This window comes from Microcoleus sp. D2_18a_B4, assembly GCF_036702475.1.
Taxonomy (GTDB): Bacteria; Cyanobacteriota; Cyanobacteriia; order Cyanobacteriales; family Microcoleaceae; genus Microcoleus.
Map to the genome: position 1 here is coordinate 69,251 of NZ_JAUBTL010000012.1, position 21,291 is coordinate 90,541.

17 protein-coding genes are annotated in these 21,291 nt (G+C 44.6%); 7 read left to right on the forward strand and 10 right to left on the reverse strand.

Features of this window, described 5'->3' with window-relative positions; all coding sequences use genetic code 11:
• The first annotated feature begins 7 nt into the window (after positions 1-7).
• Complete coding sequence (locus tag QUB04_RS09715) at positions 8-1,261, forward strand: o-succinylbenzoate synthase (protein WP_333283703.1); 1,254 nt, start codon at positions 8-10, stop codon at positions 1,259-1,261.
• A gap of 147 nt (positions 1,262-1,408) precedes the next feature.
• Positions 1,409-2,827 carry a 2-succinylbenzoate--CoA ligase gene (locus tag QUB04_RS09720; RefSeq protein ID WP_333283705.1) on the forward strand — a complete coding sequence of 473 codons (1,419 nt, stop codon included), beginning with the start codon at positions 1,409-1,411 and terminating at the stop codon, positions 2,825-2,827.
• Positions 2,828-2,970: 143 nt separating this feature from the next.
• On the opposite strand, the gene QUB04_RS09725 is transcribed toward QUB04_RS09720, so the two are convergent.
• From QUB04_RS09725 to QUB04_RS09740, 4 genes are all read right to left on the reverse strand, one after another.
• Positions 2,971-3,942, reverse strand: coding sequence for a putative 2-dehydropantoate 2-reductase (locus tag QUB04_RS09725; protein WP_333283707.1), 972 nt, complete (start codon positions 3,940-3,942; stop codon positions 2,971-2,973).
• An 89-nt stretch (positions 3,943-4,031) separates the two neighbouring features.
• Complete coding sequence (locus tag QUB04_RS09730) at positions 4,032-4,445, reverse strand: thioesterase family protein (protein ID WP_333283709.1); 414 nt, start codon at positions 4,443-4,445, stop codon at positions 4,032-4,034.
• Positions 4,446-4,597: 152 nt separating this feature from the next.
• The gene (locus QUB04_RS09735) at positions 4,598-5,044 is read right to left on the reverse strand and encodes a tellurite resistance TerB family protein (protein ID WP_190739853.1); all 447 of its coding nucleotides are present in this window, start codon (positions 5,042-5,044) and stop codon (positions 4,598-4,600) included.
• 369 nt (positions 5,045-5,413) lie between these two features.
• Positions 5,414-6,718, reverse strand: a complete 1,305-nt coding sequence (locus QUB04_RS09740; RefSeq protein WP_333283711.1) for an ATP-binding protein — start codon at positions 6,716-6,718, stop codon at positions 5,414-5,416.
• 125 nt (positions 6,719-6,843) lie between these two features.
• Between QUB04_RS09740 and QUB04_RS09745 the strand changes: the two genes are divergently transcribed.
• Positions 6,844-7,167, forward strand: coding sequence for a TMEM14 family protein (locus QUB04_RS09745; protein ID WP_333283713.1), 324 nt, complete (start codon positions 6,844-6,846; stop codon positions 7,165-7,167).
• Between the two features lie 195 nt (positions 7,168-7,362).
• On the opposite strand, the gene QUB04_RS09750 is transcribed toward QUB04_RS09745, so the two are convergent.
• Entirely contained in the window at positions 7,363-8,388 is a 1,026-nt protein-coding gene (locus QUB04_RS09750; protein WP_333283715.1) for a hypothetical protein, read from the reverse strand.
• Between the two features lie 181 nt (positions 8,389-8,569).
• Here QUB04_RS09750 and QUB04_RS09755 point away from each other — a divergent pair, with 181 nt between their 5' ends.
• The gene (locus tag QUB04_RS09755) at positions 8,570-9,982 is read left to right on the forward strand and encodes a hypothetical protein (RefSeq protein WP_333283717.1); all 1,413 of its coding nucleotides are present in this window, start codon (positions 8,570-8,572) and stop codon (positions 9,980-9,982) included.
• Positions 9,983-10,111: 129 nt separating this feature from the next.
• On the opposite strand, the gene QUB04_RS09760 is transcribed toward QUB04_RS09755, so the two are convergent.
• The 4 genes from QUB04_RS09760 to QUB04_RS09775 form a co-directional block, all read right to left on the reverse strand.
• Positions 10,112-10,294, reverse strand: a complete 183-nt coding sequence (locus QUB04_RS09760; RefSeq protein WP_333283719.1) for a hypothetical protein — start codon at positions 10,292-10,294, stop codon at positions 10,112-10,114.
• Positions 10,282-12,825, reverse strand: a complete 2,544-nt coding sequence (locus QUB04_RS09765) for a protein kinase domain-containing protein (RefSeq protein WP_333283722.1) — start codon at positions 12,823-12,825, stop codon at positions 10,282-10,284. The genes QUB04_RS09760 and QUB04_RS09765 overlap by 13 nt, the downstream gene beginning before the upstream one ends.
• Positions 12,819-13,211: a hypothetical protein gene (locus QUB04_RS09770; RefSeq protein ID WP_333283724.1), complete on the reverse strand. Its 393-nt coding sequence runs from the start codon at positions 13,209-13,211 to the stop codon at positions 12,819-12,821. The genes QUB04_RS09765 and QUB04_RS09770 overlap by 7 nt, the downstream gene beginning before the upstream one ends.
• Positions 13,212-13,918: 707 nt before the next feature.
• A complete protein-coding gene (locus QUB04_RS09775; RefSeq protein ID WP_333283726.1) occupies positions 13,919-15,193 on the reverse strand; it encodes a transposase in 1,275 nt (424 codons plus the stop codon).
• A 124-nt stretch (positions 15,194-15,317) separates the two neighbouring features.
• Between QUB04_RS09775 and QUB04_RS09780 the strand changes: the two genes are divergently transcribed.
• Positions 15,318-16,436: a glycosyltransferase gene (locus tag QUB04_RS09780; RefSeq protein ID WP_333283728.1), complete on the forward strand. Its 1,119-nt coding sequence runs from the start codon at positions 15,318-15,320 to the stop codon at positions 16,434-16,436.
• A gap of 168 nt (positions 16,437-16,604) precedes the next feature.
• A complete protein-coding gene (locus QUB04_RS09785) occupies positions 16,605-18,176 on the forward strand; it encodes a M10 family metallopeptidase (RefSeq protein ID WP_333283730.1) in 1,572 nt (523 codons plus the stop codon).
• Between the two features lie 43 nt (positions 18,177-18,219).
• On the opposite strand, the gene QUB04_RS09790 is transcribed toward QUB04_RS09785, so the two are convergent.
• On the reverse strand, positions 18,220-20,562 hold the full coding sequence (locus QUB04_RS09790) for an FdhF/YdeP family oxidoreductase (protein ID WP_333283732.1): 2,343 nt from the start codon (positions 20,560-20,562) through the stop codon (positions 18,220-18,222).
• Between the two features lie 158 nt (positions 20,563-20,720).
• Here QUB04_RS09790 and QUB04_RS09795 point away from each other — a divergent pair, with 158 nt between their 5' ends.
• On the forward strand, positions 20,721-20,933 hold the full coding sequence (locus QUB04_RS09795; protein WP_333102025.1) for a hypothetical protein: 213 nt from the start codon (positions 20,721-20,723) through the stop codon (positions 20,931-20,933).
• The last annotated feature ends 358 nt before the right edge of the window (positions 20,934-21,291 follow it).

A 21,291-nucleotide genomic window follows, 5' to 3' on the forward strand; every position in this document is an offset into this window, starting at 1 on the left:
AAAACTAATGCTTTATCAATTCGAGTTTCGCACTTATCAGCGAAAATTTAAGCGCCCCTTGCGAACAAGTCACGGCATCTGGGATATTCGATCGGGAATTATCCTGCGACTTGTTGGCGAAAATAATCAAATTGGTTGGGGAGAAATTGCCCCTTTGATTTGGTTTGGTTCCGAAAGTTTTGAGCAAGCTTTAGATTTTTGTAACTCGTTGTCAGGTAATATTTCATCAGAGATGATTTTTGCTATTTCCGGTGAATGGCCGGCTTGTCAATTTGGCTTTGAGTCAGCACTATCAAACTCTCGATCCCCCCTAAACAAGGGCGGGCACGGGGGCACCGCCCCTACTAAGGGGGGGACAAGAAATATTCTCAAAGTCCCCCTTATTAAGGGGGATTTAGGGGGATCTAGAGTTCGCCTAAAATCGACATTGATTGCGGGTTCAGTCTTAAGAAGTCACCAATCGAGAAAGGGGGGGAGAAATATTCTCAAAGTCCCCCTTATTAAGGGGGATTTAGGGGGATCTAGACTTCGCATAAAATCGACATTGATTGCGGGTTCAGTCTTAAGCAGTCACCAATGGATACAGGCGGGGAATGAGGAAGAAAAAAATCGGTTCAGCGGTTTATTGCCAGCAGGTGAAACAGCTTTGCAGGCTTTACCAATACTTTGGTTAGAGGGATATCGCACGTTTAAATGGAAAATTGGTGTTGCTGCAATTGAGGAAGAATTAAAGATTTTTCAGCAGCTAATCCAAGTAATGCACAATTTGTGCGATCGCGAAAAAGCATTTTTGCGGTTAGATGCCAACGGGGGACTCAGTTACTCGCAGGCTGAAACATGGCTGGAAGCTTGCGACAAGGTAAAAGCAACTCCCGACTTTTCCGCAGACATTGAATTTTTGGAACAGCCGCTGCCAGTAACACAGTTTCAGGAAATGGTAGAATTGAATGCTATTTATGCAACTGATCTCGCCCTAGACGAATCTGCAGCCAACCTCGATCGCATCCAAGAGTGCTACAGCCAAGGCTGGCGGGGCATTTTCGTCATTAAACCTGCGATCTGCGGTTCCCCATCCCAACTGCGAAAATTTTGTCAAACTCACAATATAGATGCAGTTTTCTCATCAGTATTTGAAACCGAAATCGGCCGACAAGCAGCCTTAAATTTAGCAACCGAATTGTCTTTAAATAAGAGAGCACTCGGCTTCGGCACCGATTCCTGGTTCGATGACAACCATTCGATTTTGGATTTTAGATTTTAGATTTTAGATTACTCCTGGGGTTCAGAAACCGGGTTTTTTACGAAAAGACCCGTTGCAGCCGACAAATTCGGTAAAAAACCCGGTTTCTTTGTCGGAGTGCGTAACTCCTGTAATTGTTTTGAATCGAGAAACTTGGTGAAAGCATCTATGGCAACAAATCTAACAGTAAATATCCTGGATATCGCGGCTAGCTTGTCCGATAATTGGCTGATCGGTTGTGACAGTCGCGAATTTGCCCGAATTGTCGATCGGCTATTTCAAGAAATCACCCAAAATCCCGCACAAAAAACACCCCTAAAAATTTGCATCGCAGAACCAGAACCCGTGCAATTTCTGGCCAGTTTCACCGCCGCCCGCGCCGCCAAATGCCCGATTTTTCTCTGCAATCCCAACTGGGTAAAACCAGAATGGCAACAAGTCTTTGATTTAGTCCAACCCGACTTAATTTTGGGACAATACCCGCTTCCCAACAATCCCCATATCCCAGTCGGCGAAGGCGGACTTCGTTTGTATAGCCGCGAATTCCATTCGCCGACAAAAAGCGGTTTTGATACGATCATGATTCCCACCGGCGGTTCTTCAGGAAAAATCCGTTTTGCCATCCACACTTGGGAAACACTAACCGCATCAGTACAAGGTTTTCAACAATATTTTCAAGTTGACAAAATCAACTCGTTCTGCGTTTTGCCATTATACCACGTCAGCGGTTTAATGCAATTCATGCGATCGTTTACGACGGCGGGAAAACTGGCAATTGGGTCTTTCAAAGCACTGGAAGCAGGCAAAAAATGCGATATAGAACCAGAAGAATTTTTCATTTCTTTAGTCCCAACTCAACTGCAACGGCTGTTGCAAAACCCAGATACAGCTAATTGGCTGGGACGGTTTCGGGCCGTACTTTTGGGCGGTGCTCCCGCTTGGCCGGAACTTTTAGAAACAGCTAGAAACTATCAAATTAAATTAGCGCCCAGTTATGGCATGACAGAAACAGCCTCGCAAGTTGCTACACTAAAACCCGAAGATTTTCTCGCTGGCAATAACAGTTCCGGTCAAACTTTACCCCATGCTAAAATAACGATTCGCAGTGCAAAAGGCGATATTTTGTGTTATAATAAAATCGGCAATATTGCGGTAAATGCTAAATCTTTGGCGTTGGGTTATTATCCTGAACAATTTGGCGATCGCCAATACTTCCAACTAGATGATTTGGGATTTTTTGATAAAAATAACTGCTTAAATATAGTCGGACGCAGCAGCGACAAAATTATCACAGGCGGAGAAAATGTATTTCCGGCGGAAGTCGAAGCCGTTGTGCGATCGACTAATTTAGTTGCGGATATTGCTGTAATTGGCTTGCCAGACAAAGATTGGGGTCAAGTCGTTACGGCTATCTACGTTCCCGCTAATTCCGAAGTTACTGTCAAAAATCTGCAAGCGGCAATAGAAGATAAGTTGAGCAAGTTTAAGCGACCGAAATATTGGGTAATCGTCGAACAATTGCCGCGCAATTCTCAAGGCAAAGTTAATCGAGAACAATTGCAAGAAATTGCGATAAAATATCAATAATTATTAGGCGATCGCAATCAATGCAGAAGGCAAAATTTCTCATGCTTATTTCCGACTCCTAACAACAGTCAACAGTCAACAGTCAACAGTCAACAGTCAACTGTCAACTGTCAACTGTCAACAGTCAACTGTCAACTGACTAATTACGACAAACCTAATAGCCTTCTCGTCCTCTCCGCTTCTTGCCTTTGAAAATCCATAAACTTTAACATTCGGTAAAGTACCTCTATTTGCCGCAACTTAATACCTGCTTGCTGCGCCACCCGTATCGGATTACCAAAAATCGCCTCAACTTCCAGGGGCCGCGATTCATCATAATCGATTTTCATGCTGGTGCGGTAAGGCTTCATTTTCTCAGTGTAGTCGAGCATATGTGGGATAAAGTCATCGGGAATAATGCGATCGCAACTTTTGGCTGCCGCTACCACTTCCCCCATGATTTCCTTAACTAAAATCAGAGTATCGGGATTAGCCATCAGTTCGTCAGTTCTCGCATCCAACACTACAGACAGCCCGTTATAAGGAATATTCCAAACCAGCTTTTTCCACCTTGACAAGAGCAAATCTTCGCTCATTTTAATAGGAATATGAGCACGTTTAAAATCCTTAGCAATTTGGTGCAATCTATCAGTAATACCAATTGCTTTGTAGTCTTGGGCATATTCTCCCAGCGTGATAGTGCCGTAATCTAGGTGGCAGATGTGACCGGGCCCAACTTTATAAGAACACAAAAAACACAGCCCGCCAACCACTCGTTCTGCACCAACAATTTTAGCTACTTCCGGTTCGACATTCAATCCGTTTTGCAATACTAAAACCGCGCCGTTATCCTTTAATAAAGGAGGCAAAATTTTGGGCAACAAGTGATTTTGAGTTGTTTTCAGCGCTACAATTACTACGTCGCACTGAGGCATTTTGTGCGCGTCGTGGTAGGCGCGGACGTGGGGGAGGGTGAAGTCGCCTTCGGGAGACTCGACAATCAAACCCTGTTTTTTGACCCGATCGTAATCGCTGCGTAGTAAAAAATTGACTTCTAAACCTGCTTGTTGCAGTCTAGCACCGTAGAATCCGCCTAAAGCTCCCGTGCCCACAATGGCATAATTGCGATTTGACATACTATCAAAAAGTCAGAAATAATATCAACAAAACAGAAATTTAACTGTCATACCCTGCTATTATTTAAAGATAGAGCTAATCACAGATATCAACTCTCAAATTTCCTCATCCACTCCATCAAGTCTTCCGATAGCTGTTTTCTAGTTCTGCCCACTGCATCGATGCAGACGTGCTTAGTCAGAGCTTTAGCAGCGCTTCTTCCTGCAACTTCCTCAGAAAATACTTGATAGGCAATTTCAAATTCATCGCCAGTAACTTGTTTGGGTGTCAATTGAATCGTCAGCATATCGCCCGCAAACATTGGGCGATAAAAATCTACACTAGCATGAATTATGGGAAAGGCAACCTCGGAATTGCTGAAAAATGCTTTGAGATTGATTCCCGATGCTGCTAGAGATGCCTCGTAAGCTTCGTGGCACATCGCCAAAACGTTAGCAAAGTAAACGACTCCAGCAGCATCGGTATCTTGAAAGCGAACAGTACGGGTGTAAGTGAAAGACATTGAGGTAATAGCAGGCGATCGCAAATTCGATCGCAATTTTACCAACCATCATATCCGTAAACCCGCACTTTTGGAGAAGTTATTAGTTAAGTAAGTAGGCGCTAATTTTTTATATTGTAAAACTCGCCCTCCTCACTCCTTCCCCTGATTTCTTAACCTTTGTTCTTAATCAACATCACGTCTATAATCTTAAGGGCAATATCTTCGGAAAGCCCCAATGCACTGTAAAGATCGTTCAAAAGTTGTTCTTCTTCTTCTGAAACCTCGCCATCTGCTAAAGCGATATCAGTTGTGACAGCAAAAACGGTTTCTTTAAGTTCGTCGGGAAGCGTTGCCAAAGCAGCATTAAACAGTACCTCAACTCCTTGCCGTTGCAGAATCATCAGCAGGCGATCGAGCATTTTTCTCATCACGTCATCGGGATAACTGCGGAACAGTTGCATCCGAGATAGCGTCATGCTAATCGCTTTACTTTCGCTGTCATTGATGTAACCGTCTGCTGCTACTGCAATTAGCGCGATCGCCGCAAATGCTTCAGCAGGCCCTAACGTTACGTCCGTTTCTTGGCGAGTCTGCGATACTTTATCAAATAAACCCATGATATTTTCCTCTTTATTTAGTGGTGGATTTAGGGAGTCAGGATGGGTTCTGGCTCTGGAGGTTTCTTTGGAGATTTTGATAATTATATCAAATTTTGTTAGTTATTTATTATCAATAAAATTATGAAAAAATTAAGAATTTTTATTTCGCCCTTCGGCGCTGCAATGGCGGGTTTATTCAGATCCTGAATTGCCTTCCCATATTTCAGGTAAAACTGACATCTTGCACCATTCTCAAGAACAGGCTTTTCGGCCTGTTCCACAAAGAGTGAATTTTATTGTGGAACAGGCCGAAAAGCCTGTTCCTAAAAAACTTATTGAGAAGGATGTAACATCTCAGTTAAAACCCGCCCTCCCAGCGCAGACGATCTACTTGTGAAAAATGGCTAAATCTGCTTTCAGGAAATCAACAAACTGCCGCGCAGTCCTGCCCGATCGCCCGTTGCGACGAGTTGCCCATTCTTTAGCTCGGTGCTCCAAATCATCGGGAGCGAGTTTAATTCCAGCAAGCTCTGCCAGATGTCGGACAATTGTTAAATAAGTGTTTTGATCGGCCGGTTCAAAAGTTAAAGTTAAGCCAAATCGATCGCTAAATGAAAGTTTTTCCTGCACAGTATCCCAAGCGTGAACTTCATCTCCGTCGCGGGGGCGAGGCCTGTCGTCAAAAAACTCTCGAATTAAATGCCGCCTGTTAGATGTGGCGTAAACTACTACATTTTGAGAGCGAGCAGTGACATTTCCTTCCAAAACAACTTTCAGAGCTTTAAAAGCATCGTCATCTTCTTCAAAGGAAAGGTCGTCCACAAAAATAATAAACTTTTGAGGAACTCCCCGCAACTGCTCGACAATTAGCGGCAAATCTTGCAAATCCGATTTAGATACTTCAATCAAGCGCAGATTGCGAGATCCAAATTCATTTAATAGCGACTTCACCAAAGAAGACTTGCCCGAACCGCGGCTTCCGTACAGCAAAACGTGCAAAGCCGGATAACCTGCCAGCAAAAACTCCGTATTTTTCACCAGAGCATCCCGCTGCCAATCGCAGCAAACTAACTCTTTTAAAGTTATGCGATCGGGATGCGAAATAGTCGCCAACTGCCCTTCCCGCCACGCAAAAGCGCGATATTCGGCAAACAAACCCGTGCCAAACTGTCGGTAATAAGCTGCCAAAGATTCCGTAGCGCTCGACCATTTTTCCAGTTTCCCGTGCAGGGGCAACTCTCCCTGTTCTGCTACACTTTCTGAATGCCAAATCGGAGGCACTGCGTCAAGTTGACCCGCTACCCGCACCCACTTGCTCAACTGTTCGCTGCTGCATTCGTAAATATTTTGCAGCACTTCTAAATCATGTCGGGCGGCCTCCACCAAAGCGGGGGGCAAACTTGCAAAATCTGTTTGCTGTGCTCGGCGTGAAAAGGGGTTTTCGTTTTTGAGAATTTCGGAAATCAAAGAATCTTTCCAGCTTAAATTTTTAGCAGCCTGAAGTTTGAACCAGTTCCCGTAAGCTACCTGACATTCCAAACCGCTGACTTCGCTGTGGTGGAGGGCTTGCAGCAAGTCGAGAAAGGCTTGACCGACAGGGCTTTTGAAAACCGATTGATACAGCAGCAGGGATGCTGCTTGGCGCTGGAGGTAACGGATTTGGGCGATCGCACCAGAAGTTAGGGCTGACATAATGGCAATTGTATAACAGTTAGATATCCTGACTGGCTTTAATAAATTTTCTAACAATTCGTGACACTGATTGCAGGCCGCGCTGTATAAATTTAGATGCACTTGTGAAATCGGGAGGATTAAAAATGAATTTAGGTACAGCAGCGGCGATCGGCTACGGCATTTTAACACTCGTTGGCGGCATCATGGGTTATATCAAGGCCAAAAGCCAAGCCTCGCTCATTTCGGGCTTGATTAGCGGTTCCCTGCTAATTTTTGCCGGCACCGCACAACTCATGGGACAAAGTTGGGGTTTAACATTAGCAGCAGCCATCTCCGCTGTTTTAGTAATAGTCTTTATTTTACGGCTTGTAAAAACTCGCAAATTCATGCCGGCCGGGATGCTGATTCTAGCTAGCTTAGCGTCTTTTGGCGCGATCGTTTACGAAATCAGCGGTCAATATCAATAATTTGTTGACTGTTGACTGTTGACTGTTGACTGTTTTTAGTGGTCAGTGGTTATTTGTTAATTGTTAGTTGTACGTTCTAATAACCAATAACCAATAACTACTAACCAATAACCAATAACCAGTGACCAATAACTAATGACTAATGACTAATGACTAATAACTAATGACTAATGACTAATGACTAATGACTAATGACTAATGACTAATGACTGCATCAATATACTGCTGAACTTCCCTGAGTTGCTGCCGCTGGTATTCGATCCAATCTTTTTCCGCCGCTCGCTGTTCCGGCGTCTCTTGCTGATACCGCGCCTGCTTCTCTAAAAAATCATTGTAGAACTTTATCGCTTTTTCAACTGTGTGAGTTGCCAGTTTCATGCGCTCCTCAAAAATGGCTACAATCAAACTATCCATGATTGACCCAATCACTTTACAGGAATCTTCAAAATCGACCAAACTGATTCCCATCTTGCTTTTATGAACCAGAGCTTCTACAGGGGCTTTCAGCGTTTCTTTAAAAGTCTTCACAGAAGAGCCAGGTAAATATTTCAGAGGTTCCGTAAACTTCGACACAATCTCGCCGCCTATTGATTGCAGTCTCTCTCTAAATCTCGATTGACTGTTGAGATCGAAGCATTCAATATAAAATTCAATTTTTTCTATATCAATAGATTGTAATTCTTTAAAAATCAAATGGAGTTCATTCTCCATAATTAAAATCACTCGCTCTGCCTGGTAATCAACTTCATTCCGTAACTCTTTGTGCAAATTATCTTTTTCAAAAAAACCGAGAGTATCTCTTTGAAATATTTGATGGTTTTTATCCCACAAAAACCACTGATTTTTTAACTTGGTAGCCTTGTCGCTCCACGATTTGCGAACTTTAAAAACAGCATCATATTGGCCCTGTTTTCCTAAACTGCGAATTCTCACATCGCATCCGCTTAGTTCGCCAATTTGCTCCCAGACATCAACAGGAGATGCTCCAGCAATTCTCGGCTTGCTATTCCAGACATCCTCAGCGTGAGATACATCTTTGAAACATACCTGAAGTAGCCCCTTGAGTCTGAGGGCTGATTGCTTGATTTCCTGAATACAAGGTTCCACATCTAAGCTGAGTTGGGTAGCTGACTGTTTGATCTCTAGGGATTGATGTTCGTCGGCCAGCAATCGATCGCTAAACTGGGTAAGAGCCTGGAATACCTTGAGATACTCATTCATTTCCTTTGATGCCTCGTTTCCCTAAATAGCATACAATACAGAACATCTGCCTTTTTGAATACGAGCTAAGTCATACCATTTTAGATTTTAGATTAAAGAATTGAAGAATTGGGAATGACTGGTGACTATCGTGGTTTGGAGCTTGCCTACAGTTGCATTTTTTTTAAACTGGTGTCACAACATGGATTATATATTCACCCCTGCAACTCAGGCTCTACTTAATACTGGCAAACTGGTACAGCCTACTACCAAAACAGGAAAATTGCTCCCGGCAGCTAGAGATCCAGTGACAGGGGAGTTTGTGGAGCTTGCAAAAATCTTTTATCAATCAACAACTGGAACTACATCCTCGCGCGGAGTTCTAGGATTGCTCGCACAGTTAACCGGAGGTGGCCCCATACAGCCGCTGGTAGCTCCCGTGTACGTGACAGTGGCGCCGTTGCAGGTTGCTCAAACTCATCAGGGGTTTCAAAAAATATACAGAATGCTTAACTGTCTGAAAATTAATTTGGCAGTGATGCAAGCAACTGCTGCTGTCATTGGTATTGGCGCTGTATCCAGCACAGTTTTGTCAGCAGTAAACCTCAACCAAGTATTAAAAATCAGAGAAGAGGCAAAGCACCAGAAGCTAAAAATTAAAGACGGATTTATCGATCTCAGACACATCCTCAAAGATAGGGGAGTAGAGGTAATCCAGCAGATTTTTAAGGTGGCTCACGACTCTAATTTTGAAATGCACCGCCAGAAATGGGTTAACGGTTACGATATTTTTTCTAAGGCTGTCAAACGCTGTCAGTCAGCCCTAACAGTGCCCGATCTTAAACTTCGGAATTCCGAAATTAATGGCGGGCGGGATATGCTGTTTGAGGCTTTAAAAATTTATGACAATCCCAGTTTGTTGGATGGGCTGTGTTCTGCCGGAAAGCTCAGGCAAATGGAATGTGTTTGGGCGATCGAGCAGGCGATCGGGGTGACGTTTCACTTGCAGCGGGCCTACGATATGGTGAGCGATCGCCTGCTGGAACTCGAATCAAAAATTTGTCAAGATATTCTAACTGTTGTTAAAGGATGTGAATCCGAACCCGAACTAGATTTTTTATTTCCCGAAGTTACTAGGATTCTGGGTCATGATTTAAGTGTAATAGAATTTTGGCAAAATGAGGTGGATTGGATGCAAACTTTGTCTCTAAAAGAGCAGCACCAGTTAGCTAGTTTAGATAAACTCACCGGCGATAGTTTAAAAAGCAGCGTGTACACTACATTCGCGGTATTAGCTGCGGAACCTTCACTTTATGAAACTTTAAAGCAAAAGTCTCACTTTCTATCCTTGCGCGACCAGTTAACCTTCGCTGTGTCGCCGGAAATCCGCCGGAGATACGAATTTTATGTCAGCCAGCAGGCGATCGCTACTGGCTATCAAGGTTTAGCTGCCTCGAATTGGCAAGAAATATCCGATTTAACTGTCGCTAACCTCTACCACTTTTTTCAAATCCGAGAAAACTCAACTGAAAATTCTCCAACTGAGGACGAATTAGAAACGCCTTATTGGCACTTTCCCCAAACCTTAAAAAACGAGCTGAATTATAGCAATTAAATGACGAATGACTAATGGAGACTGTTGACTGTTGACTGACTTCTTCAGTCGTAGACACAACTTTTCAATTGTTACACTATCGGTAGTAGTAAGGTGTGCACTGCCCACCCTACAAGTATAGTCTGTCCGTCAAGGACTATTTTTCCTTCTTCCTTCTTCCTTCTTCCTTCTTCCTTCTTCCTTCTTCCTTCTTCCTTCTTCCTTCTTCCTTCTATCCTTTACATCCGTTACATCCGTTACATCCGTTACATCCGTTACATAATCCGTTGCCGAACTTCCTTCTTCCTTCTTCCTTCTGATTACCTCAACCACAACTTAATAGTATTGTCTTTAGAACCGCTAGCAATAGTTTTGCCATCGGGACTAAAAGTCACCACATAAACTTCATCGGAATGTCCCGTCAAAGTATTCAGCAGTTCTCCGGTAGCAAAATCCCAAATTTTAATAGTTTTATCCTTGCTCCCGCTGGCAATAAACTGCCCGTCCGGGCTGATAGCAACCGAGACAATATCATCAGAATGTCCCTTGATAGAGCGAATTAAATCTCCTGTTTCGAGATTCCAGATTTTAATACTTTCATCATAGGAACCGCTAACAATTGTCTTCCCGTCCGGGCTAACAGCCACCGACCTCACCGCGTCGCCGTGTCCCTCAAGAGTTGTGAGCAACCTCCCCGTTGCTACATCAACAACTGTAATTTTGTTATCCTTAGAAGCGCTAATCAAACTTTTTCCATCTGGAGTGAAAGCAACAGAATAAACAAAATCTGTATGGTCTGGCAAATTGTAAATCAAACGGCCAGTTGTTGCATCCGAAATCTTCGTGGTTTTGTCTCCGCTGGCACTAGCCACAAGCTGTCCGTCGGGGCTGAGGGCGACAGACCAAACAGAAGCAGTGTGGTCGAGACTACGAATCACTTGCCCTGTTTTCAAATCCCACAGCATGACTCGCCAAAAACCGGTTCCAGTCGCCAGTCTTGTACCGTTTGAGTCAAAAGCAACCGACCAAACGGTGGATGAATCTCCTGGAAAAGTGCGGATCGACTTGCCTGTAGCTAAATCCCAAATTTGGATGCTTTTGTCTTTAGAACCGCTGGCTAACATTAAGCCGTCTGGACTGAAAGCAACAGACCCAACTGCATCTGAATGCTGAGCGAAATTTTTGACTTTGGCGTTCTTCCACCGCAGACCTGCTTGGCACTGTTCTTGTAACTCCTGAGCGGACGAATAGCTGCTGGAAGTGTCGGCAATTGTTGGTATTTGACTGATGCAGCCTTCATAATTGCTGGCTTTATAAAGAGCTTCAATTTGAGTGATCTGTTGGGATTCTTTCTGGACTCGCTGCTGCCATTCTTGCCACTTGAGATATCCGTAAACTCCGCCGATCGCAGCTAAGATAGCCGCAATTGTTGCCCCAGCAAGATAAGGATTGAATTTGCGAGTTTCTTTGGGGACAATCGCTGCTGGGCTGGCGATCCTCTCCGTTGGCGTAGCCCCCGTAGGGGCGGGCTGCGCTAACGATAAATCGGTTTTTCCGTTCAGATTTACCTGCGGGGATACCGCCGGACTTGCCTGCAATTCGAGGTGAGGGGCGCTACTCGGTGGTAGCCCATTGGGGTTGCGGTGTCCCTCCAAAACTGTGGTAATCGCCTTGTACAATTTAGCGAATAAAGATTTAGGAATGACTAATTCTTCGATTGTCGCGGCATCTTCGTCAGTAAGCCCTAAAACTTGCTGCAAGCGTTTTAACTCCTCGCGAGTTTCCACAGAAAAAGGATATTCTTGCTGCATTGCTTCTTGCAGTGATTGTTCGTAGCGTTCGCCTTTTTCCCTGTATTTCCGGTAAGGGTTCAATACCTCATCTTCGATCGCCTCTGCTTCTTCTGGCAGCAATTCCAAACTGACGCGCAGTTCATCTAATATTCTCCGACCGACCACTGTAATATCGCCCCGGCTGCTGCTGCGCCGATCGACTTCTTCGCGATATATTGTTAGCTTGGGAATCCGCGCCCGCGAGCGATCGCCAATTTTCCTCAAATCGGCTAAAGCTTCCGCCGCCGACTGGTACCTCTCCCGAAAATCGTAGCGCACCATATTGTCCAAAACATCAGCCAGCGCTTGGGAACACGTAGCTAAATGCCGCCAAACAATTTCGCCTTTATTAGAATTTTTCAAATCCCGCAGTTTCGGCAAATCGTAAGCCGGCAAACCCGTCATTGCTTGGATGCCAATCATTCCCAAAGCGTAGATATCGCTGTTGAGTTGCGGGTTGTATTGAAATTGTTCGATCGGCATATATTCCAGAGTGCCAATCCGCACCGTTACCGGCGCTTGTCTTTGAGCGATGTGAATTTCTTTCACCGAGCCAAAGTCAATCAAAACTAACTTGTTGTCGGAATAGCGGCGAATTAAATTGGCCGGTTTAATATCTCGGTGAATTACTCCCTGTCCGTGTACAAACACTAAAATTTCTAACAGTTCCTTCAGCAAAGCAATCATTTTTTCTTCGCTTAGGGGCTTTCCGGGTACAATCTCGGTTGATAGCGAGTGACCGGCAACAAAGGATTCAACTAAGAAAAATTCTTCATTTTCTTCAAAATAAGCGAATAGCTGAGGAATTTGGTCGTGTTGACCGAGCTTTTCTAGAACTTCTGCTTCTTTTTGAAAAAGACGGCGCGTAGTATTAATTAATTTCGGTTCGGTGGTACCGGGACGCAGGTGCTTGACAAAGCACTGCGGTTCTCCGGGACGGCGAATATCTTTGGCCAGATAGGTTTGCCCAAATTCTCCTGTTTCTATGACTTCAATGATTTGATAGCGTCCATCTAAAAGTTGGCTCACCATGATAATAACGCAGCCTTTTTTTGGTTGATTTTCGCAAGAAACAGTTGCACTGTTGAGTCAGTTGTATAGCCTTTTTCAGGTAAATTAGGTGTTCCGGGGCATTGGCAAAACAGGGCATTGGGCATTGGCAAAACAGGGCATTGGGTATTCGGAATAGTTGTTTCTTTCCTTCTTCTTTCTTTCCTTATTCCGACTTCCATCGGACTTCTTCCCTCGGACTTCTTTCCTTCTGACTTCTGACTTCTGACTTCTGACTGAGATATTGCACCATTCTCAATTACTTGTTTAGGAACAGGCAAGATGCCTGTTCCACAAGAAAAATCATTCTTTGTGGAACGGGCATCTTGCCCGTTCTTGACAATGGTGCAACATCTGTGTTCTGACATACTTTATTTTTTCAACATCTGCAAAGCTTGATATCCCAAAAAGAAAAAACCCAAAGCGCCGAGTACCGCTATCGTGTTCGCCAACACATCGACTGTCACAAATTCGCCCATTGCAATCTCCTCTGAAAACTGATATCTATCCTCGGCTTTTCGGTCGCTGTCTGGGTGAGGGGTCTTGCCCCTCGCTGCGGGCGAGCCGAAAGATGCTCACAAATTATAGCAAAAGAGGGGGTCAATCGATTTTAGATTTGAGATTTTAGATTTGAGATTGAAGCATTGACTTGCGCGAGATGAATCCGGGGGCTTGTATCCTGGATGCTTTCGGTCAATCGATTTTAGATTTGAGATTTTAGATTTGAGATTGAAGCATTGACTTGCGCGAGATGAATCCGGGGGCTTGTATCCTGGATGCTTTCGGTCAAAATAACTTTTCGGGCGATCGACTAGCTTTTTGTTTTAATATTTTTTAATATTTAGGGAGACAAATCCTCTACCGAAATTTTGAGGTCAGTTCGCTTTGATATTGTTAACCCTGCTAATTTTTTCTCTAATCGTAAGTACAGCTTACAGTAAGAATTTGCGCCGATCAGTCGAAAATGCGCCTCGAACCGACAGAAGTTCCGCCAGGCCCTCACCGGAACCCGCCGCGCAGTTCCCCAAAGTTTCGGTAATCGTACCAGCATAGCTGGTAAAAGTATAGTCATCTATTACATGACATGGGAGGCATCGTGCCCCTCCCCTTTCGCTTTTACTTTGAGCGGATTAACCCGCCTGGGCTGAACTACGCAGCTCCCTATCCCATTGCTCAACGCTTTTGGGAGTGCTTTTCGCATGATATTGTAAGACCCATTAACATCAGCATTAATTAACAAACCCTCTGCCGTTTTGTACAAACCTCTGTGGATGCGTTTGCCAGTAAATTCCACGCTGTTGGCATCGCTCTCGCCGTAAACAGGAATCGGATCTAAAGAAAGGAAGTTGGAGGCTGAAGTATAGGATTCTTCCTGTATTATTACTTCAATCCCCGCCAAAACAGCTTTGTATTCCAACATCTGAATTAATCGAGCGTGCGGAATGCTGACCAAGTTTTGATTGTTCTGCTTGCCTAAGTTAATGCAGTTTTTCCACTGCACATTTTTCCCAATTACTAATGTCCCAATCTGACGCTCGCTCAAAATATCGATAATCAGCCTGCTAGTATGATGTAAGTAGTTATCGACTTTTTGATTGCGACAGCGAGTGAGGCGCACAATTCTTGATGAGGTTTTAAGATTGCCTTTCAATTGAGATTGTAATTGGGATTTGCGCTTGTTGTAGAACTGATTGATGGATTTTAGCGGTCGCCCGTTAATCAGTAGGGGGATAAAGCCTGGTTGATTTGATGTTAGCGCTACTAAGTTATTCAGTCCGAGATCGATACTGGCTACCGATGCAGAGTTCTCTCGATATCGGGCGGGCTCCTGTTCATGGTAAATTACCTCGATTACGTAACAATTGCATTTGGGAACTACTCTTACTTGACAAATTCGATCGGGCTTGACAGTTGTTTGAATCGATATTTCTGTCCCTGAAAGTTTGATAATTCCTTTTTTTAATTGTTTGCTGCTAATTGCTTGCACTGTATAAACGAGAATATTTCGCCCCTTAACTTTATCTTTGTACTTCGGTAGTTTTGGGCGTCCTGTAAATTTTGTCGGTTCTTTGTTGTAAGCTTTGAGAGCCTCGAAAAAAGCTTGCCAGTTTTTGTCCAATATCATCAAAATTTGTTGGCTGACTTTGGCAGGTAGTGCCTGATATGCTGGATGGGATTTCATCAAATTAGCCATCTGATTGTAAGTGAGATATCCCCAGCCGTAGAGGAAGTTTTGGCGAAGGACGTAGTTAGCAGCGTTGTAGAGATTTTTGGATTGCCACGAAGCGTTATCGAGTTCTGCAAAACGGTGTTCTGTATGCTTAATAATGTGCCTTTCTGTTAGTTGCATGGTTGAGTCTGGGTTCCTTAATTTTGCTTTCCACGACTCGCCATGCGGTTGTGTAGAGTGATGCCTATTGCCTTGGCCTAGTCAGGTAGTATCATTTGGTCTTCCTGACCACAGGATACTACTTTTGTCCACTAATGCTTATAAACTTAATGAAGTTTTACAATACAACGAGGCAGAGAATATTCGGGATTGCGCGATCGCCATTTTGGAGAGTACACCGCTGTCTGTGGACAACTTAGAGGTTTTGATTGTAGACGATCGCTCGACAGACGACACCAAGGCGATCGGGCAAACCCTGCAACAGGATCTCAACGACCCCCGGCTTAAAATATTAGCAGGTCAGCCGCGACCAACCAACCAATATTGGGCGGGCAAAAACTGGGCCTGCGCCCAAGCTGTTCAAATAGCAACCGGAGACTTCTTATTATTTATCGATGCCGACGTGCGACTCAAACCAGGGGCGATAGAAAACGCTATCGCCACAGCAGAAACCGAGAAAATAGACTTGTTCACCTGTATGCCAGCGCTGGTTTGTGAGTGTTTTGCCGAGTGGTTAGTGCAGCCGATAATGTTCAATAACTTAGCAGTTTGCTTCGACTTCACCGCCGTCAACGATCCCTCGAAAACAGACAGTGCTTTTGCCGCCGGCCCGTTCATGTTATTTAGGCGATCGGCCTACGAAAAAATCGGCGGTCACGAAGCAGTTGCAAGCGTTATTGTGGAAGATGTGGAATTAGCTAGACGCATCAAACGTGCGAGTTTAAAGCTCGGACTTTATTCCGGGTCAAATTTGGCATCCGTGCGGATGTATCGGTCTTGGAACGCATTGTGGGAAGGCTGGACAAAGAATTTGTATCTCGGCGCTAATCGCAGTTGGGGCATGATGGTTTACATGGCTGCAATTATGTTTTTTCTTTATCCTATGCCGTGGTTGGCATTAGCTATTTTGCTGGCAAACGGGGACTTCGCAGAAATTCTGACAATCACCAATTACCAATTACCAATTACCAATTACCCATTGCCAATTACCTGGTTAACTATCTGTTTATCCGTAATCGTAATTTGGCAGCATTACACTTTGCGCCGCTTGGGTGCCGAGATTTCTGAATGTCCGACGAAATACTGGTGGTTGGGAGGTTTCGGAGGTGCGTTCGTGGCGGCGATGGCGATCGCCTCTGCGATTAAAACAGAAACCGGCTGGGGATGGACTTGGCGGGGTAGAGCTTTGCAAATTAAGAGTTAATAGCAGCAAGCTCAAATCATTCGTGACAACCGATCGTTTGTTGGTAACATTTATTGATAAATATGATTTTTATGAAGTCAAGCTTATGAATTTTATGAGTTGACTTTAAGAGCTGCTTATTTAATAATATTAATCAACATCCTCTTGCCTCCAATTGGAAGGAACCTCATGTCTGTTTACACTCTGAGTGATTTAACTAATAACAATTCAGATTTGTTGCAAGGTGCTTCAGAACATAGCTGCCCGATCTGTAGCAGTCGCGCTCAAACCTCAGATTCGGGCGCCGAACGATCGGCAGCTCAAGCTTCCGCCTTCAGCAACTCTAACGATATTGATGCTCTGCTCCGAATAAGTAGAGCGAACCCCGGACAGCTAGCCAAATGGAACGTCGCTCCCGGCGGCACCATCACCTACAGTTTTGTGACTGCTGACAGCGCGGCCAGTTATTTTGCATATAGAGAGGAAACCAATATTGAGGAAGTTAACGATCGGATCAAACAGAATGTCCGCCAAATCTTGCGGGACAATTATGCCACAGTCTTGCCGCTCAACTTTGTAGAAGTTCCAGACTCGGCCCAAAGCAACATCAGAATTATGTTTTCTGACGGGCCGGGTGCTGACAGCAGTGCCTACACTTATCAGCCGGGTGTGTGGCGCGGGGGCGCCATCCACCTCCAAAAGCTCTATGAAAACGATCCGGCAACAGCTTTTTCCTCAGGCCCCGGCAGTTTTGGCTACTATATTTTAATGCACGAAATCGCTCACGCGATGGGTTTGAAGCACCCCGGCAACTACAACAGCTTCGGCAGCGGCTTAACAGGAAACCCCGGAGACGCTCCGTATCTTCCGTTTGACAAGGACAATACGAGAAATACGATCATGTCCTACAATGCCGCATATACATTTAACGATTCCAACGGCGAAAATCCCCGGAGTTTGATGGCTTATGACATCCGGGCATTGCAGTATCTCTACGGCGCCCGCAGCGATTTTAACGGTGACAATAATGTTTACAAATTCGACAGCACTAATTTCAATACCGTTCAAACTATCTGGGACGGCGGCGGCAGCGATACTTTGGACTTTTCAGCACTGCCTGCCAACAACGTTTATTCTTTGGACATGAATCAGGGTAAGCCGCTGACGGCACAGAGCGCTCTGGGATATCTGGGCTACTATATACAACCTTCGCAGGGGGCCCTAGGTACTGATCGCGATCGCATTTATACAACTGAAACCTTTGGCACGTACATTGCTTTTGGCGCGGATATCGAAAATCTGGTAGGTTCGCCCGGAAATGACCAGGTACTTGGAAATGAATTAGCTAACAGTATTCTAGGCAGTGCGGGGATCGACACGATTAGTGGGGGGCGGCAAAGCGATAGTTTGGAGGGTGGCGAAGGCGGTGACTATATTTACGGCGACAAAGGCATGGACTTGTTAACTGGCGGGGGCGGGGGGGATTGGCTGCAGGGCGGTCGGGCAAACGATACTATTATCACCGGTGTCGGTTTCGATGACATTGTGTTGCAGCCGGATGGGGGTACGGATACGATTGTTGATTTTGCTCCTGGTGTGGATTGGTTGGTGTTAGTTGATGGTTTGAAATTCGAGCAACTGTCGATCGTACCTTCAGGCAACGATACTGAAATTCGGATCGGCAGCACCGGACAAGTCTTGGCGCTGTTACCGGGAATAGCGGTAAGTTCGATCGGGGAATCTGATTTTTTAGTTGTTTAAAGTGATAGAAACGGAGGACACGGTAATGCCGTTTCCACTCTGATTACGCTTGTGCATAAACAAAAGCAGGTACGCGCTTGTAAGCAGGCGTGCCAGATCGCTTTTCAATCTCCGGGTGAAAAATCACATTAACTTCAGGATAAAACATCAAAGCAGCACCCTCACGAACCGCCCCATAAATCACCTCGACATTTTCCATTTTCCCCACATTTCCCTGCACCGTAACCCGCTGATGTTCATGCAAACCAGCGCTTTCTGCATCCGCACGATTCATCAAAATGCAGTTGCGGTGCGGCATTCCCCGGTACTTGTCATCAATTTTGTAAACCACAGTATTGTGCTGAGAATAGCTGCGTCCCGTCATCAATGCCACAACAATACCCTGTGTGGATTCCGATACTCCAAACTCTTTCGCTTCCGGTAATTTCAGCTTAGGTAAAGGCGTGACAAACATCTTCGCTTTCCCAGACTCTGTAGGGAATTTAGGTTCTGTAAAAATGCGACCGCTGATGGTAAATTCCTCTTGTGTTTCATCAATTGTCGCCATCTTTTCATAGCCCGGAATAGTTTTAGCAATCAATTGGCGAACGTATTTTGTGTCTTGAAGTTTGCGCCAATCAACAGGAAAATCGCCGTGAATCCGGCTGGCTAATTCCGTCAAAAAATACACTTCAGGAATCAAATCCGAATTCTGGAGATGAGTTTCGCCCTCATCATTTAAACGCACAAAGTTATTCCCAGATTCCACTGTTGTTTTGTGGGGGTTTTCAAAGCGATTCAGGACGGGGATCACAATTGTATTGTGCTTTGCCAATCCGTGAAAATGCCCTAAATTCGGTTTGGTTGCGAGGTAGATAACGGTTTCAACATTGCTTAAAGCCCGTTTTGCCTGAGTTGAATCTGGATTCGCCCCATACAAATTACCGCCCAGACAGATCAGCGTATCGACTTTGCCTGCATCTGCTGCTTCAATGAGCGATCGAGTGTCGTAGCCCTTAACAGGACTGAGGGGACGATTCAATAACTTTTCTAAAGCTTGTTGAATTTCTTTTTTTAGCTTCACAGTGACGCCCATAGAGCCGAATCCTTGGACGTTTGAGTGTCCTCTCACGGGCATTAATCCCGCCCCTTCTTTGCCGACATTTCCTGTCATTAAGGCAGTATTGGCAATGCTGAAAACGTTATCTACACCGTTATTCTGTTGGGTAATTCCCATCGCCCAACCAAAGACTACTCGCTGGGACGTGCCAATAATTCTGGCTGCAGCCTCAATTTCTACTTGGGAAACTCCGCAGGTTTTAGTAATAGTTTCCCAATCGGTTTCGCGGGCGTGCTGTACTACAGCTTCCCAGCTTTCTGTATGAGCTTGCAAATAGCTTTCGTCCAGCAAACCTTGTTCGATTAAAGACTTTTGAATGCCGACAAATAGCGCCGTATCGCTGCCCGGAATTGGTTGCAAGTATAGCGACGAAATATCGGAACCGGGGATGAGCGACTTGACGGGAAATGCGGGAGAACCAAACTTGACTAACCCGATTTCCATCACCGGATTGATTACAATTATTTTACCGCCTTTGTCGCGAATTTTAATCAATTCGTTCATCAAGCGGGGATGGTTGTAGGAAGAATTGCTCCCCGCGAGCACGACGCAATCTGCTTCCTTCAAGTTTTCTAGACTCACTACCGAGGTGCGGGTGGCAAACATTTCGCTTAACCCGATTGTCGAGGGAGCGTGGCACAGATCGGAACAATCTGCTAAGTTATTAGAACCCATCGCCCGCATCATCAATTGCAACAGAAAAGCCGCTTCGTTGGAAGAGCGACCAGAACTGTAAGATGCCACTCGTTCGGGGGTTTTGCGAAAGGCAGCTTCGGCAATTTGATAAACTTCTTCCCAAGAAATGCGATCGTAATGAGATGAACCAGCCCGCAAAATCATCGGAAAACTCAGCCTTCCCAACCTATCGGCTTCCATTGAAGTTAATTGCTGAAGTTGTGCAATACTCTGCTGTTCAAAAAATTGAGTTGAGATAGCCGGCTTGATTTCAGCGGAGATTGCTTCGACGCTTTTCATGCACCGCTGAAGTTTTTCGCCATCTTCATTTGTAAAACCTCCTTTCTGCCCGCCAGTGCCCCAAGAACAGGACAAACAAGCACTTTTGTGCAGCAAAGTTTTCCAAAGTTTCGGCCCTTCCGGGGACAATGTATGTTTTGCCCAATATTCAATTACGGGTAAACCGCCACCTATCTCTGGTGTATCCTCGTTTGTCTCGTTGAATGGCGGGATTGGTTGGACATTTTGGGAGTTGACATCCATGTGGTTTACCTCGGGTTTTGATTGCTGGTTAATTCGGTGGGGAATTGCCAAAAAGGTTAAGCTTGTCACTCGAATTTTAGCGCAATTTTACTGCCAACACAATTAGCCAGTAGATAGATTTGTTTAACCTATCGGTTGAGCAACTCGACAGGCAGACGCGATGGCCTCTTGACAAAAAAAATGTATCTATTATAATAATTTATATACTCAGATATAAACACTACACAATGCTAGAACTACATAAAAGTTATGTAATCGACGAAAATCAGCAGCCGATTGCTGTTCAAATCCCCCTTGAACAATTTGAGAAAATCGAGGAGATTTTGGAAAACTATGGTCTGGCTAAACTTATAGAAGAAACTGAAGGTGATGAGATATTATCAAAAGAACAAGCACTAAAGTATTATAACTCAATCAAACAAAATAATGTGGCAAGTTGAATATACAAATCGGTTCCTCAAAGAACTAGCTGCTTTACCTGCTGAAATTAGAAGTAGGATAGAACCTATAGTTTTTCAATTCTTAGAATCCGACAATCCCTTTGCATTAGGATATCTGGAAAAAATGAAAGGTTATCCAGATATAGCGATTCTAAATGAATTGTGTAATTGTTGTAGGGGCAAACCCCCCGTGGTTGCCCCGATCCGTGGGGGGTAGGCACGGGGAGTAGGGGTAGCACTACCCCTACATATTTGTACAACTGATTTAGGATTGCTATAAATATAAAATTCGTGTTGGTGACTACCGTATTGGACTCACACTTGATGCACCGACAAAAACTTTAATTTGTCAGCGAGT